Raw genomic sequence first — 16317 nt, 5'->3', positions numbered from 1 at the left:
TAATAGGGCAGAATTATGTTGAAAGTGAATTTTTGTATGTAATTTTATAATGAAATAAGAGAGAAAAGTTATATATTAAAATAATAAAAAAGCTAGCATTTACATAATGCTAGCTCTACATACATATATTATGAAGTTGCTTCTAATTCATTGTTATAATTGTCATCTGTAGAAGCAGACTTCTTTTTAAGTCTAACCTGTGGCTCTCTTGGTATACCGAAATAAGGTATAAATCTATCGAGACCAGTACCGGTAAGAATCAATAATGAGAATACTGCAACAAATGCCATAACATTATATTTTATAAAATCAACTGGTGTGAAATTATATAATGGATATACGGCATTGGCAATTGATACATAAAAGCCTAAATAAACATGCCATGCAATTAATTGAGAACCAAAAACGCCTAATGCACTTGAAAAAGTAGCATTTCTTAAACGTAATTGATACATGGCTTCTTCATCACCTTCAATATTTTCCTCAACTAAATCTTTGATAATAGGTCCAATAGTAACTATTTGCGCCATTTCATCTGCAAGAAGCATATTACCAGCTATTGAAAGTATACCATTCCAAAACATAAGCTGACGTACATTTCTTGAAATAGAAACAACTAACTTAGAAATAGGTTCAAAGGCCTTCATTTTAGCCATTATACCACCAAAAGCACCAACCCACATCATCATTACAATTACAGTTTGTCCTGCCTCGGAAAATCCACCTTTTACTAACTCTAAAAACTCAGGCACAGAAGTAGTCCCTGCAAATAATCCTAAGATTAATGAAGAGATAATTCCTAAGAATAAACAAGATAATGTAGATAAACCTTTTATAGCAGCACCTATAACAAGGATTAAAGGAATTACCATGTATATAGGAACACCTAATTTAACTTGGTTTAATAAATCTACAGCAGCAGGACGTTGTTCTTGCAACACACCCCATACTTCTTTAGGAATTGCATCTATAGCTGAAGCTGCATTGGTAGAAGCAACATTTGAAAGTCCAAAATATGCACTTAAGAAATAGAATATTATAGCAGTTATAACTAGACATATAATAGACCAAACACCTTGGTTTTTAAGCCTGTCTATAACTTCTACCTTTTGAATACCTGAACTAACAACGGTACAATCAGATATAAGTCCAATATTGTCACCAAAGCAAGAACCACCTGCAGTAGCAGCAACTGTTAATAAAACATTTCCGTCAACTATATGAGAAAGCCATAAGAATATAGGTGCACAAGCGGCAAAAGTACCCCATGACGTTCCAGTAGCAACAGATAAAATACAAGTAACTATAAAACTTGTAACAGCAACTGTTCTAGCTGTTAATCCTAATTTTAATGCAACATTAACTATAGCAGCACCTACACCAGTAGCCATAAATGCAGCTGCCATAGCATATGCAAACATAAGTATAAAGAAAACAAGTTGCATAGATTTTACGTTATCTACAGCGCAATCAATAAGATCATTAAATTTAATTTTCTCTGTCAAGTATGCCATCAATGCTGCCCAACAAGTTGCAAGTGGTGCAGCGATTAAAACATCCATTCCAGACATCATTAAGCCTACAAGAACTCCAACTGGTGAAAGTTTTAAAAGTCCAATTAAAAAAGTCAATATAAATTCCCCCTCTACGTTAACCATCTTTATAATGATGGTAACTAAAAAATAAAATAATAAATAAAAATTAAAAAAAGTAGATTTATAAGTTTTTTGAAATAATTTTGTATGTTTAAGTAAATTATAGAATGAAAAAATAAACAATTCAATGTTTTGAGAAAATTCTAATACTTTATTAATAATTTATATACATATATTAAAAAATCTACGTATATATTCAAGAAAATTCTAATTAATTTTTAAATTTATTTAAATTTTAAATCTTATATGTCTATTATATCATATTTTTTTATATATATTTAAATTGAAAAGTTATAAAATATATACCGCATCTAACAATATAAGCCATTTAATTAAATATTTATAAGAAAAAATAGGGTTTAATTAAATGAAAATGTAAAAAAATTAACAAAATGAAGATAAGAAAAATATAAAATTAACATTTTATTAACACAATATTCATAAATAATGGTTATTTAGGAAAATCTTTTTTTATTATAAATAATAAAGAGCAAATTAACAAGTTATTTTTACGAAAAAATTAAATTACTTTTAACAATGTGTAAAATAAATGAATGACATACAATTATTTTACACATTGTTAAATGTATATATAATTACCTATATTTAATATAAAATCTATTTATTAAATATAAAAATGGTATGTTATCTTTCAATAAAATAACATACCATTTAAGAAATTAATAATCAGATTTTACAGATTTATCATCATTTACAATTGCAACGGAAGCACTAGCTCCAATTCTATTAGCACCAGCTTCTATAGCGTTTAATACATCAGCTTTAGTTCTAACTCCACCAGATGCTTTAACTCCAACATTTGGACCTACAACTTTTCTCATAAGTTGTAAATCTTTAGCATTAGCACCACCGGTACTAAAACCAGTTGAAGTTTTAACAAAATCAGCACCAGCTTCTACAGAAAGCTCACAAGCTTTTACTTTTTCATCATCAGTTAAAAGGCAAGTTTCTATTATAACTTTAACAAGTGCTTTTCCTTTAGCAGTTTCAACAACTTCTTTAATATCATTTAGAACTAAATCGTAGTTTTTATCTTTTAATGCTCCTACATTTATAACCATGTCAATTTCATTAGCTCCAAGTTCTATAGATCTTGCAGTTTCAAAGGCCTTTGCTTTAGAATCCATAGCACCTAGAGGAAAACCAACAACAGTACAAACTAGAACTCCAGAATCTTTTAATTGTTCTGAAACAAATTTTGTGTAACAAGAGTTAACACATACAGATTTAAATTTATATTCTTTTGCTTCATCACATATTTTTTTTACTTGATCTAATGTAGTATCAGCTTTTAATATAGTGTGATCGATCATTGATGCAATATTCATATTGGTAACCTCCAAAAATTATATATTTAATAATAATTAATATAACATATTAACTACATAAATATTTATATTATATTAAAAAACAAAAAATATACTTTATTTATACAGTATATTTGAAAATATATTATATACTGTAAAGAAAAATATGTCAATTAGGTATATTTTAAAAGATATTAATTTTTCTTAATCATCTTAAAATCATAACTGCCATCTTTAGATTTTTTATTTAATTTAGATGAAAGTAAAAATGAAACTACTAAAAATACTAACCCAATTATAGCACCAAAAAGTTCATAGTTCGATATATTTAATGCTTTGAAAGTAAAAACTCCTCCAAATAAACCAATAAGAGTCATTATTGTTGGAAATACATAAGCCCAAAAAGTCATACTAGAAAATGCTTTGTTGTTAACTGAAACAGTTATTGTATCTCCAATATTAGCATTTAATGTGTTTTCTACAGGAATTATAATAGTATCAGAAGGGCAAGGTGATTTACAACTGCCACAATTTCCTCCACATCCAGATTTTTTTATAAAAGCAATTTCAGCAATATCGCCGTTGATTCTTTTTACGACACCGTTTTGTTCCATAACTTTCGCCTCCTTAATTTAATATTAAATTAAATATATGTAAAATACAAATACAGTTGATTATAGGGTTCCAAGTTAATTTCTAAAAAAATGATTATTTACAAAAATAGAAAACTATAAATAGGCATAAAAATATTGTTTAAATTAAAACCATTAGAGAAGAATATATCTTCTCTAATGGTTTTATAAGTTTTACTATCTAAAATTTTAAGCTTTAATAGTTTCACTTTCTTTAGGTTCTACTTTGTTAGTGTTTGCTGGTTTACGTAAATTTTCTATACAATGTTTTGGACATTTAGTAGCACATATTCCACAGTTAACACACTTAGAATAATCAATTACAGGTAAGTTGTTTACCATAGTAATTGCTTCTTTAGGACAGTTTTTAGCACATAAGCCACAACCAATACATCCTACAGCACAAGCATCCATAACATCTTTTCCTTTGTTATTAGAATTACATTGTATACGTACTTTAGATTCTTTAGGTACAAGAGCAATTACACCTTTAGGACAAGCAGTAACACAAGCACCACAAGCCACGCAGTTTTCTTTATTAACCTTAGCAATTCCATCTACTATTTCTAAAGCATCAAATTTACAAGCTTTAACACAACTTCCTAAGCCTAAACATCCAAAATCACAAGATTTATTACCTGTACCAGGAGTGTTCATAGCCATATTACAATCTTTTACACCGTAGTAAATAGATTTTGTTTTAGCTTTATCACAAGTTCCGTTACATTTAACATAAGCAACTTGTGGATCAGAAGTTTCAACAGATACACCTAAAATCTCAGATATACCAGCAGAAGCTGTAGCACCGCCAGGATTACAAAGATTTGGTTTAGCACCATCATTAACAACTGCTTCTGCATAGGCATCACAACCAGCAAATCCACAAGCACCACAGTTAGCACCAGGTAGACAGTTACGAACTTTAGGTATTCTATCATCTACTTCAACTTTAAATTTATCATTAGCATATCCAAGTAATAAACCAAATAAAAGACCGAGACCTCCAAGGCTTAATACAGGAAATAATATTTCTTTAATTCCAATGTCCATTAAAATGCCCCCTTATATAAGACCACTGAATCCAAAGAATGCTATAGCCATAATTCCTGCTGTAATTAATGCAAGAGGCAATCCTTTGAACGCTTCTGGTATATCGGTATTTTCTTCCATTCTTTCTCTAAGACCTGCAAGTAAAACTATTGCAAGCATATAACCAAGTGCCGCACCGGCAGAATTAACAATAGATTCTATTAAGTTATAGTTATTGTCCATGTTTAAAACAGCAATACCTAAAACAGCACAGTTAGTTGTTATAAGTGGTAAGAATATACCTAATGCTTTATAAAGACTAGGGTTAGTTTTCTTTACAACTATTTCAACAAATTGAACTAATGCAGCTATAACTAATACGAATGCTAGTGTAGATAAATACCCAATATCAAGAGGTATTAATATACACTTATTAACTATATAAGTAATTATTGAAGCAAGTATCATAACGAATACAACAGCAAGCCCCATACCTTTAGCAGTTTCAGTTTTTTTAGAAACTCCTAGGAAAGAACATATTCCTAAGAACTTTGATAAGATTACGTTATTAACAAGTAACGCACTTATAAATATTGCAAAAAGTCCCAAATTTATTCACCTCTTTATATTATTTTGAAAGTTTAGATTTTTTAGCACTAGAAATCTTGTATTGATTTAATATGGCTAGTAGTACTCCTAAAGTTATGAAAGCACCAGGTGCAAGAAGCATAATTCCTGCTGGTTCATAAGCTTTTGGTAGAACTTGTAATCCATAAAAAGTTCCAGCTCCTAATATTTCTCTTACAGAAGCTAATACAGTTAATGCTAAAGTAAATCCAAGACCCATACCAATAGCATCAAATATAGAATCAATAACTGTATTTTTAGAAGCATAAGCTTCAGCTCTTCCAAGAATTATACAGTTAACAACTATAAGCGGTATGAATAATCCTAACTCTTTATATAAATCAGGTAAATATCCTTGTACTAAAAATTGAATCAAAGTAACAAAGCTAGCAATAATAACTATAAATGCTGGTATTCTGATTTTATCAGGAATACATTTTCTAAGTAGTGCTATAACTGCATTTGATCCTATAAGAACTGCAGTTGCTGCAAGGCCCATACCAATGGCATTTTTTACGTTACTTGTAGTAGCCAGGGTAGGACACATAGCTAAAACTTGTATAAAAACAGGGTTTTCAACAATTATACCCGCTTTTAATCTTTCTGTAAGTTTACTCATGATTACTGCGCTCCTTTCAGATTTTCATTAAATAGTTTAACAGCATTATTAACTCCAGCTGTAACAGCTTTAGATGTTATAGTAGCACCAGAGATTGCTAAAATTTTATCATCAGAACCACTTTCTTTATCTACAGATAGTTCAGTAGCTTCTTTATCTTTAAATTGATCTATAAACTCAGGTTCTTTAGCTTTACTACCAAGACCTGGAGTTTCGCTTAGTGATAAAATTTGTACACCTTCAATTTTTCCATCTTCAGATATACCAATCATCATGTTAATAGGTCCGCCATATCCTTTGCTAGATACGTTTATACAGTATCCAACATTTTTACCATCTTTAGTTCCAGCTTCAACGCCAAGAATTTCTTCTGTTATTTCAACATCTTTTACAGTGGTAAAATCTTCAGCTTCAGGTAATATAACCTTCATAGCTGCAACCTTTTCTTCTTTTTCTTTAGCTAAAATAGGTCCCATAGTAACTGAATGGGCAACAGATAATATAAGTCCAGCAATTGCTGTAATTATAAGAAGTATTCCACCTAATTTAAAATTTTCTTTCACTTATTTTACCTCCCCAAAAGCACGTGGCTTAACATATTTATCGATTATAGGTACAAACAAGTTCATGATTAATATTGAATAAGATACACCTTCAGCATATCCACCAAATATACGAATAACTGTAGTTAAAATACCACAACATATACCAAAGATTACTTGTCCTTTTTTAGTCATAGGAGATGTAGTGTAATCTGTAGCCATAAATATTGCACCAATCATTAATCCACCTGAGAACATTTCAATAATTGCTTGGTTAACAGTAAAACTATCTCTACCTATAAATCCTAATATTAATGTAAGAATTAATGTAGTTCCTATATAAGCTACAGGAATATGAAAAGTAATAACTTTTCTATATAATAAATAAGCAAAACCTATAAGTAGTGCTAATGCAGAAATTTCACCAATACAACCGCCTACATTACCTAAAAATGCATCTGCAATTGAAGGCATTGAGCCACCACCATACTTAGCAATAGCAAGAGGTGTTGCTGTGGAAACTCCATTTAGTGTCCATTGTGTCATATGACCAGGATAAGCAGATAATAAGAAAGCTCTACCTAATAGTGCAGGGTTTACTATATTTTGTCCAATTCCTCCAAAGAAGCATTTAACAACTATGATAGAAACAGCACTTCCTACAACACAAATCCAAATAGGGGCAGTTGGTGGAAGATTATAAGCTAAAAGTATTCCTGTAACAACTGCACTTAAATCCTTTATAGTAATAGGGCGTTTTGTTATTTTTTGAAATAAATATTCAAAAACTACGCAAGAAACTACACAAGCAATTGTAACTACAAGTGCTCCAATTCCTAAATATATAACTCCTGCAATTAGAGCAGGCATTAAAGCAATAACAACATCTCTCATTATAGTGTTTACAGAGTCTTTAGACTTTATATGAGGAGATGATGATACTGTAAATAACTTTTCAGACATATTTTTTCACCTCAATTATTTACTTTTCTTTCTATTGTTCATTATTACTCGTTTTCCTTCACGACAAGATTGAGTTAAGTGTCTTTTAGCAGGACAAATATAAGAACAAGCACCACATTCTATACAAGATAGTCCGCTATTCTTTTCAAACTCTTCAAACTCTCCTCTTAAAACTAAACTATTTAATTTAGATGGTACAAGCCACATAGGGCATGCTGTTACGCATCTACCACATCTTATACAATTAGATTCTTCAGAAAGATCTGCTTGATCTTTTAAAAGTGCTAATACTCCAGAGGTACCTTTAATTGAAGGAACTTCTAATGATATAAGTGACATTCCCATCATTGGTCCACCAGATAAAACTTTAACTGGATCTTCTTTGAATCCACCACAAGCATCTACAAGTTCAGTTAATGAAGTACCAAATTTAACTTGTAAATTTTTGGGTTCCTTAACTGCTTCACCAGTAATAGTAACAATTCTATCTGTTAAAGGTTTTCCTTTTATAACAACATCACGTATAGCGTAGATTGTTGCTAAATTTTGTACTATACATCCTACATCAGCTGGAAGTTTTCCAGTTGGAACAGCTCTTTTAGTAAGGGCGTAAATAAGTTGCTTTTCAGCACCTTGTGGATATTTAGTTTTTAAACTTTTTACTTCAATACCTTTATATTCTTCAAGTGCAGATTGAAGAATTGATATTGCATCACTTTTGTTATCTTCTATACCAATATAAATATTAGCTTTAGGGAACATATGTTTAATAATCTCTAAGCCTTCTATAATTTCTGCATGCTTTTCAAGCAATAATCTATAGTCACAAGTTAAATAAGGTTCACATTCAGCCCCATTTATAATAATTGTGTCTATTTCTTGCTTTGGTGAAAGCTTTACATGAGTTGGGAAACATGCTCCGCCAAGTCCCACAATCCCACCTTCGTTTATAATTTTTAGCAGTTCATCTTTTGAAAGTGATTTATAATCTTCATGTGGAGTAAATTCACATTCCTCATATAGACCATCATTTTCAATTACGATTGACATGATTTTTTTACCGCTAGGGTGAAGCATTGGTACAACATTTTTAACTGTACCTGATACACTTGAATGAATTGGAGCAGATACAAAACCTGTAGCCTGTCCAATTTTTTGACCAACTAGAACCCTATCACCTTTTTTTACTATTGGTTCACAAGGTGCACCGATATGTTGGCTCATTGGAAATACTAAGTCTTTTTTTGGTAGTAAAGGTTCAATTGCTTTGTCTTTACTTAGAGTTTTTCCATGTGGTGGATGAATACCACCTTTGAAACTAAAAAGTCCCATAAATAATCCTCCTTTTTGTATTCTGAAAGTTAAAAAAATTAACATTTATAAATTAAATGTATGTATACAATTAAAATTATAAGACAAATTATGCGATTTGTAAAATATTTAACCTAATATTAAAAATTTAACAAATTTATATAAATTATAAAAATTAATGTTTAATATTTTAAAAGAAATATTAAACATTAATTTTTAGAAAAAATAGCTTTAAATTTAATACAATTAAAATAAATCTATTAAATTTAAAAGGAAAATACATAGTAAAGTAGAAAAAAAGTAATATTAAAATCCTTTAAAAGTCTGTATATTTCAATAAAATTACTATGAAATATATGGTAAAAATATTAATATTATAAAAAGTAGATGAAAAATGTCGAAAAATACGAAAAGTCTTTAATTTGAATTATAACTATAATATTATATCAAAATTTTAAAAATTATTTTAATATAAAATTAAAAAATATTTTAATATTTAAAAAATATGTAGTAAATTTAACAATCATAGAGAAAAATATATATTATTTGGTAAAAAAGTAGGATGTTTTCTAAAAAAATATACTTTAATTTTAAAAAAATATTAATAAAATTATATTAATTTTAAATAACATTAAATAATAAATCTAATTATTAAATAAAAATTTGTCAAAATAATTATTTTTTAATGTAAAAAATAAATTTGTATGAATATTTATGTAGAATGAAAAGTAAAAATTCTAACATTATTTATGTTAATTGAGTTCAAATTTTATTTATCTATTAAGTTTAAAAAGTTTTTATTTAAATAATTTTATAAAATTTAAGTATTTTTTAGGTATTATAAATTTAAAATGAATAATTTAAAGGAAAATTAAAGAATATGTTTTACATAAGATAAAAATTTATGTTTAAGACAATAATAAATTTAACATATATGACTAATTAAAAAATAGAATATAAATATTAAAAAAAGCAAATTTTAAGTATATAAAGAAACTAAAAAATAGATATTTTTTAGTTGCATTTATAAAAAAACGTGATATTATTTAAACAAGCTAAACAAATGCTTATAAAGTAAGCAGATATGTAGGTGAAAAGATGACAAAAAGAGAAGAAGAAATATTAAACTTAATAAAAAAGAATCCTTTGATATCTCAAAATCAGTTAAGTGATGTATTAGGAATAACAAGATCTTCCGTAGCTGTACATATAACTAATCTAATAAAGAAAGGTTATATAAAAGGCAAGGGGTACATTGTAAATGATGAAGATTTTGTTGTTGTAATAGGAGGAGCTAATGTAGATATTTTAGGAATAGCCAAGAAAAATTTAATATATAGGGATTCTAATATAGGAAAAATAAAAATGTCATTAGGTGGAGTTGGACGAAACATTGCTGAAAATTTAGTAAGACTTGGAGTTAACACAAAACTTATAACTACTATAGGGGATGACCTTTATGGAACAAAAATACTGAATGAATGTAGAGATTTAGGTATAGATTTAGAAAATAGTTTAATGCTTAAAGGATATAATTCATCTGTATATATGTCTATCTTAGATTCTAAAAATGACATGCATGTTGCTATATCTGAAATGGAGATATTAGATAATATGTCTATAGAATTTATTAAACAAAAGAGAAATATAATAGAGTCTTCTAAAGTAGCTATTATAGATACAAATATACCTAAAGAAGTTATAGAATATGTTGTAAATAATTTTAAAGATACTAAATTCTTTTTAGATACAGTATCTACAGAAAAAAGCAAGAAAGTTAAGGATATAATAGGAAAATTTCATACAATAAAACCTAATAGGTATGAAGCTGAAATTTTGTCAGGAATAGAAATAAAAAATAAAGAAGACCTAACAAAAGTGAGTGAGTTTTTCTTAAATAAAGGTGTTGAAAGAGTTTTTGTATCTTTAGGAGAAGAAGGAACTTATTATAATGACCAAGAGGGTAATGAAAAAATTATTAAACCAAATAAAGTTGAAGTTAAGAATGCTAATGGAGCAGGGGATGCTTTTGTATCTGGTTTAGTTTATTCATATCTTAGAGATTATTCAGTGGAAGATACTATAAATTTTTCAATGGCATGTTCTGCAATGGCGTTAAGTCATGAAAACACTATAAATCCAAATATAAATGCAGAGGATGTTAATTTATTAGTTGAACAAAATAAAAAAGATAAAAATTATAATTAATTTATAAATGAAAAGGTTTATTTAAAAGGAGTGTAATTTTATGTTAGAAAAATATTTAGAAATAAATGAAGATGTTAAAAAAGCCCTAGAAGAAGGAAAACCAGTAGTTGCACTAGAGTCTACTATAATTTCTCATGGTATGCCATATCCTAAAAACGTAGAGATGGCTTTAAAAGTAGAACAAATAATAAGAGAAAATGGAGCAGTTCCAGCAACTATAGCTATATTAGGTGGAAAATTAAAAGTTGGATTAACTAAAGATGAAGTTGAATATTTAGGAAAAGCACCTAATGTTATAAAAACAAGCAGAAGAGATATACCTTTTATAGTTGGGAAAAAGCTTGATGGTGCAACAACTGTTGCTTCTACTATGATAATAGCAAGTCTTGCAGGTATAAAAGTATTTGCAACAGGTGGGATTGGAGGAGTTCATAGAGGAGCTCAAGAAACTTTTGATATATCAGCAGATCTTGAAGAGTTAGGAAACACAAATGTTGCTGTAGTTTGTGCAGGAGCAAAATCTATACTAGATATAGGATTAACTTTAGAATATTTAGAAACTAAAGGAGTTCCAGTTATTGGTTATAAAACAGAAGAATTACCAGCATTTTATACTGTGAAATCAGGATTTAAAGTAGATTATAAAGTTGAAGATGCAAAAGAATTAGCTGTTGCATTAAAAGCAAAATGGGATTTAAACTTAAAAGGTGGAGTTGTTGTTGCAAATCCAATTCCAGAAGAATATGCAATGGATTATGACATGATAACGAATGCTATAAATAATGCGGTAAAAGAAGCAGCGGAAAAAGGTATAAAAGGTAAAGAATCAACACCTTTCTTACTTTCAAAAGTAAAAGAAATAACAAAAGGACAAAGTTTAGAAGCTAATATAGAACTTGTTTACAATAATGCTAAACTTGGTGCTGATTTAGCCGTAGAATTAAGTAAATTACAATAATATATAAATAAAAAATTTAGGTAAAATTTATTTTATATTAGCTGTCTTTAAATAGAATTTATTTAGAGACAGCTTTTTTAGGTGCATTTTATTACATAAATAATATTTTGAAAATATATAGTTGAATTTAAAGAAATATGATAATATTCATAATGTAGAAAAAATATAAAAATGGGTTAAGGTGGAATATGGAAAAGGGAGTTTTACGTGATAAAAGATTTTATAAGAAAATGTTTGCAATAGCTATTCCAGTAATGATTCAAAATTTAATTTCATCATCACTGAATATGGTAGATACTATAATGATAGGTAAATTAGGTGAAACACAAATTGCTGCAGTTGGTCTTGCAAATCAGTTTTATTTTTTATTCTCACTATTTATTTTTGGAGTTAATAGTGGATGTTCAATATTTACTGCTCAATTTTGGGGGAAAAATGATAAAAGTAATATAAGAAAAATATTAGGAATTTGCTTAATTTTAGGATGTGCTGGAGGATTAATATTTAATATATTAGCTTTTTTTTCGCCAGAGCTTGTAATGAGATTTTTCACCAAAGATCCATTAGTGATAAAATTAGGTGCAGATTATTTAAAAATAGTAGGATGGAGTTATGTAATAACGGCGATAAGTTATGCATTTGCTTTTTCTTGTAGAGGTATAGGTCAGGCTAAATTACCTATGATAACAAGTGCTATTGCTCTTTTGTGTAATACAGTATTTAATTATATTCTTATATTTGGAGCGCTAGGTTTTCCAACTTTGGGAGTTGAAGGGGCAGCTATTGCTACTCTTATTGCAAGAATAATGGAAATGGCACTTATAATAATTGTAATATATAAAAGAAAAAGTCCATTAGTTGGAAGGTTAAAAGAATTTTTTGATTTTAATAAAAAGTTCTTTTTAGGAGTTGTAAAGACAATGTATCCAGTTGTAATTAATGAAATCTGTTGGTCCTTGGGAATGACAATGTATTCAGTTATATATGCAAGAATAGGAACTGAGGCTGTTGCCACATATCAGATAGCAAGTACTATACAAAATATATTTATAGTAGCTGGATTTGGACTAGCTAATGCATGTGCAGTTATGATAGGAAATGAAATTGGTGCTGGTAGGGAAGAAAATGCTCAAATATATGGAAATCGGTTTGTAAAAATTACATTTATTATTGGGTGTATAACTGGTACACTATTATTTTTAGCAACTACTCCAATAGTAGAAATGTATAATGTTTCACCACAAGTTTTACATGATACTAAAATTATATTACGTGTATTTAGTTTTATAACACCTTTTAGAATGCTTACAAGTATATTTATAGTGGGAATTTTAAGAAGTGGAGGAGATGTAAAATATTCATTTGTATTAGAGATGAGTGGAGTTTGGATAGTTGGAATACCTATTGCTATAATATGTGCTCATGTTTTGAAATTACCAATATATTTAGTTGTATCAGTAGTATATATACAGGAACTTTTAAAGGTAATGTTAGCGTTCCCAAGATTTAAATCTAAAAAGTGGATAAGAAACTTAGTGAGTGATATGTAGTGAAAAAAATTTAAAACTCAGAAAGTTATATTTAAGTAAATAAAAAATTACAATTTATCTTTAAAAAAAATACAAATTAGTATAAAATAATGAAGTCTAAACATAATATGTTTAGACTTCATTATTTGTTATGTTAATTTTTACCTTTAATACAGGTTATGGTTAATCTTATTAAGTTGACAGCAGCTAGTCCAACTAAAATGTACACTAATCTAGATAAAACTACGCTTAAACTTTCAGGAAAAACTGAAAAAATTGTTGTAACAAGGTTGAAATTAAGTAGGCCTATTAATCCCCAATTAAGTCCACCAATTATAAGTAGGACTAAAGAGATTTTGTCTAATAAATTAAAGTGATACATATTATTCCCCCCAATGATATATTATATATTTCTAATTAAATATATGAATGTAAAATAGATATTAGAACTCTAAAGAAACGAATAAATATATTACTTTTTAAGAAAATATATGTTATAATATGAAGTATAACGTAAAAAATATTTTAAATATACGGAGGAAACTATGAGAAATTTATATAATTCACCATTTAATAAGAGATATTCTTCAAAGGAAATGTCTTTTATATTTTCAGATGAAATGAAATTTAAAACTTGGAGAAAGCTTTGGGTTGCTTTAGCAAAAGCTGAAAAGGAACTAGGTCTTAATATAACAGATGAGCAAATAAAAGAACTTGAAAATAATATAGATAACATAGATTTTGATGCTGCAGAAAAAAAAGAGAAAGAGATTAGACATGACGTAATGAGCCATGTATATGCTTATGGATTGGTAGCACCAAGTGCAAAAGGAATAATTCATTTAGGGGCTACTAGTTGTTACGTTGGGGATAACACAGATCTTATAGTTATGAGAGAAGCTTTATTTTTAGTAAAGAAAAAAGTTATAAATATAATAAATAATTTATCTAATTTTGCTATGAAATATAAAGATACTCCTGCTCTTGGATTTACACATCTTCAACCTGCACAGTTAACAACAGTAGGTAAAAGAGCTACACTATGGGCTAATGAGCTTGTTATGGATCTTGAAAATTTAGAATTTGTTATAGAAACAATGAAATTTAGGGGCGTGAAAGGAACAACTGGAACACAAGCAAGCTTTATGGCGTTATTTAACAATGATGAAATAAAAGTAAAAGAACTTGATAAAATGGTATGTGCAGATATGGGTTTTAAGAAATCTTATCCAGTAACAGGTCAAACATACTCAAGAAAACTTGATTCTATAATATTAAACACTTTATCTGAAATAGCACAAAGTGCTTATAAATTTAGCAATGATTTAAGAATACTTCAGAGTATGAAAGAAATGGAGGAACCTTTTGAAAAAAATCAAATAGGTTCATCAGCTATGGCATATAAAAGAAATCCTATGAGAAGTGAAAGAATTGGAGCTCTTTCAAGATACATAATAGTAAATTCTTTAAATCCGGCTATAACAGCAGGAACTCAATGGTTTGAGAGAACTTTAGATGATTCAGCCAATAAAAGAATTGCTGTATCTGAAGCATTTTTAGCATTAGATGGTGTTTTAAACTTGTATTTAAATGTAACTGAGAATATGGTTGTTTATCCAAAAGTTATAGAAGCACATGTAAACAATGAATTACCATTTATGGCTACAGAAAATATATTAATGGAAGCTGTAAAAAGAGGAAAGGATAGACAAGAGTTACATGAAAGAATAAGAATTCACTCTATGGATGCAGCAAGAAGAGTAAAAGAAGATGGATTAAATAATGATTTAATTGAAAGAATAATAAATGATGATAATTTTGGATTAACAAAAAAAGAAATAGAAGATATTATAAGCCCTAAAAACTTTGTTGGAAGAGCGCCAGGTCAGGTAATAGACTTTGTAGAGGAATATGTAAAACCAATATTAGAAGCAAACAAGGAACTTTTAGGTGAAAGCGCTCAAATAACTGTTTAATTATAAAAGTTTAATTATAAAAAATATCCTATAGAGTAGACAATATAAAAAAATCTACTCTATAGGATATTTCTGTTTATAAATGTTTTTTTAGTGAATTAATTATTAGACCTTGCTCTTTTTTGGTTAATTTTTTACTTTTATTAGAATTAGATATATAGTTAAGCATGTCATAACCACCGCTTGTCTTATGTAAAAATATTTTCAAAGAAGTATTTTTGAAAATTACATTAGCATTTGGATTAGTAAAATATATAATACCGTCTACATCACAATCAACATTAAGATTTTTTAAGATTTTATTTATTTTTTTTATATGAGTTTTAACTTGTCTGCAGGGATTGTACATTTTAAAGTTAGTTTTTCCATTACTATAATATTTATTAGAAATGGAAATAGTTTTATCATTTCCATTTCCACAAATGAATCCAAAAACATTTTTAGTTTCTATTATGAAAACACCATTTTTACCAATGACTATAGTGTCAATTTGTGCAGAATTATGGTCTGACTTTATTTTTAAATCCGATAAAACAGTATAGCTGTTTTTAAGTTTTTTTAATACCTGTAAAGTTATGTCTTCACCTTTAATACCAGAATTTAATTTTTTTATTTTATTATTCAAAATATAAACAATAGATATAGATGGAAAGATTAATAAATATAATAAAAAGTGTACATTAGTACCTAAATATAAAAACAGATATATAAAAATAATATTAACTATAATATTAAAATGATATATAAGTTTAAGCCTTTTTAAACGATTTTTCTTTTTTAGTATAGTAGCCAAAATTTTCTCCTTTGTAAATAAAAGATTAATATATATTTATTATAGAAAAAATAAGATAAAATTACAATATTCGACATATAAAAAGGGATACAAAATTAATATATAATTAACAAATAAAAACAAAAAATATGTTGACTTTATTTATTA

At 27.8% G+C, this 16317-nt stretch carries 15 protein-coding genes; 4 read left to right on the top strand and 11 right to left on the bottom strand.

From position 1 onward, the window contains the following. Positions 1–128: 128 nt before the first annotated feature. The 9 genes from CSGHG_RS13170 to rsxC form a co-directional block, all read right to left on the bottom strand. Complete coding sequence (locus tag CSGHG_RS13170) at positions 129–1631, bottom strand: Na+/H+ antiporter NhaC family protein (RefSeq protein ID WP_010296128.1); 1503 nt, start codon at positions 1629–1631, stop codon at positions 129–131. 704 nt (positions 1632–2335) lie between these two features. Further along, positions 2336–3004, bottom strand: a complete 669-nt coding sequence (gene deoC / locus CSGHG_RS13165; RefSeq protein WP_010296125.1) for a deoxyribose-phosphate aldolase — start codon at positions 3002–3004, stop codon at positions 2336–2338. A gap of 173 nt (positions 3005–3177) precedes the next feature. Next, positions 3178–3597, bottom strand: coding sequence for a SoxR reducing system RseC family protein (locus CSGHG_RS13160; protein ID WP_010296122.1), 420 nt, complete (start codon positions 3595–3597; stop codon positions 3178–3180). Positions 3598–3804: 207 nt separating this feature from the next. Further along, positions 3805–4653 (bottom strand): RnfABCDGE type electron transport complex subunit B, encoded by an 849-nt coding sequence (locus CSGHG_RS13155; RefSeq protein ID WP_026022348.1) that lies wholly within the window; start codon positions 4651–4653, stop codon positions 3805–3807. 24 nt (positions 4654–4677) lie between these two features. Then, positions 4678–5253: an electron transport complex subunit RsxA gene (rsxA, locus tag CSGHG_RS13150; RefSeq protein WP_010296117.1), complete on the bottom strand. Its 576-nt coding sequence runs from the start codon at positions 5251–5253 to the stop codon at positions 4678–4680. A gap of 19 nt (positions 5254–5272) precedes the next feature. Continuing rightward, positions 5273–5890, bottom strand: a complete 618-nt coding sequence (rsxE, locus tag CSGHG_RS13145) for an electron transport complex subunit RsxE (RefSeq protein ID WP_010296115.1) — start codon at positions 5888–5890, stop codon at positions 5273–5275. Between the two features lie 2 nt (positions 5891–5892). Further along, complete coding sequence (locus tag CSGHG_RS13140) at positions 5893–6453, bottom strand: RnfABCDGE type electron transport complex subunit G (protein ID WP_010296114.1); 561 nt, start codon at positions 6451–6453, stop codon at positions 5893–5895. Beyond that, a complete protein-coding gene (locus CSGHG_RS13135) occupies positions 6454–7395 on the bottom strand; it encodes an RnfABCDGE type electron transport complex subunit D (protein WP_010296109.1) in 942 nt (313 codons plus the stop codon). Positions 7396–7410: 15 nt separating this feature from the next. Further along, entirely contained in the window at positions 7411–8727 is a 1317-nt protein-coding gene (rsxC, locus tag CSGHG_RS13130) for an electron transport complex subunit RsxC (protein ID WP_010296105.1), read from the bottom strand. Between the two features lie 1077 nt (positions 8728–9804). Here rsxC and CSGHG_RS13125 point away from each other — a divergent pair. The 3 genes from CSGHG_RS13125 to CSGHG_RS13115 all read left to right on the top strand — a co-directional run bounded on the left by CSGHG_RS13125 (position 9805) and on the right by CSGHG_RS13115 (position 13422). Beyond that, positions 9805–10914 (top strand): PfkB family carbohydrate kinase, encoded by a 1110-nt coding sequence (locus CSGHG_RS13125; RefSeq protein WP_010296102.1) that lies wholly within the window; start codon positions 9805–9807, stop codon positions 10912–10914. 40 nt (positions 10915–10954) lie between these two features. Next, entirely contained in the window at positions 10955–11872 is a 918-nt protein-coding gene (locus CSGHG_RS13120) for a pseudouridine-5'-phosphate glycosidase (protein WP_010296099.1), read from the top strand. Positions 11873–12060: 188 nt separating this feature from the next. Beyond that, on the top strand, positions 12061–13422 hold the full coding sequence (locus tag CSGHG_RS13115; protein WP_010296096.1) for an MATE family efflux transporter: 1362 nt from the start codon (positions 12061–12063) through the stop codon (positions 13420–13422). A gap of 133 nt (positions 13423–13555) precedes the next feature. Here the strand turns inward: CSGHG_RS13115 and CSGHG_RS13110 are convergent, their stop codons facing one another. Further along, positions 13556–13783, bottom strand: coding sequence for a DUF378 domain-containing protein (locus tag CSGHG_RS13110; RefSeq protein WP_010296093.1), 228 nt, complete (start codon positions 13781–13783; stop codon positions 13556–13558). A gap of 163 nt (positions 13784–13946) precedes the next feature. Here CSGHG_RS13110 and purB point away from each other — a divergent pair, with 163 nt between their 5' ends. After that, a complete protein-coding gene (gene purB / locus CSGHG_RS13105) occupies positions 13947–15377 on the top strand; it encodes an adenylosuccinate lyase (RefSeq protein ID WP_010296091.1) in 1431 nt (476 codons plus the stop codon). Positions 15378–15453: 76 nt separating this feature from the next. On the opposite strand, the gene CSGHG_RS22040 is transcribed toward purB, so the two are convergent. Then, on the bottom strand, positions 15454–16002 hold the full coding sequence (locus CSGHG_RS22040; RefSeq protein WP_162130918.1) for a nuclease-related domain-containing protein: 549 nt from the start codon (positions 16000–16002) through the stop codon (positions 15454–15456). Positions 16003–16317 lie beyond the last annotated feature (315 nt).

Source organism: Clostridium senegalense JC122, from assembly GCF_000285575.1.
Lineage (GTDB): Bacteria > Bacillota > Clostridia > Clostridiales > Clostridiaceae > Clostridium_J > Clostridium_J senegalense.
The sequence above is the reverse complement of the archived record's forward strand: the minus strand, read 5'-3'. Positions and strand labels throughout refer to the sequence as shown.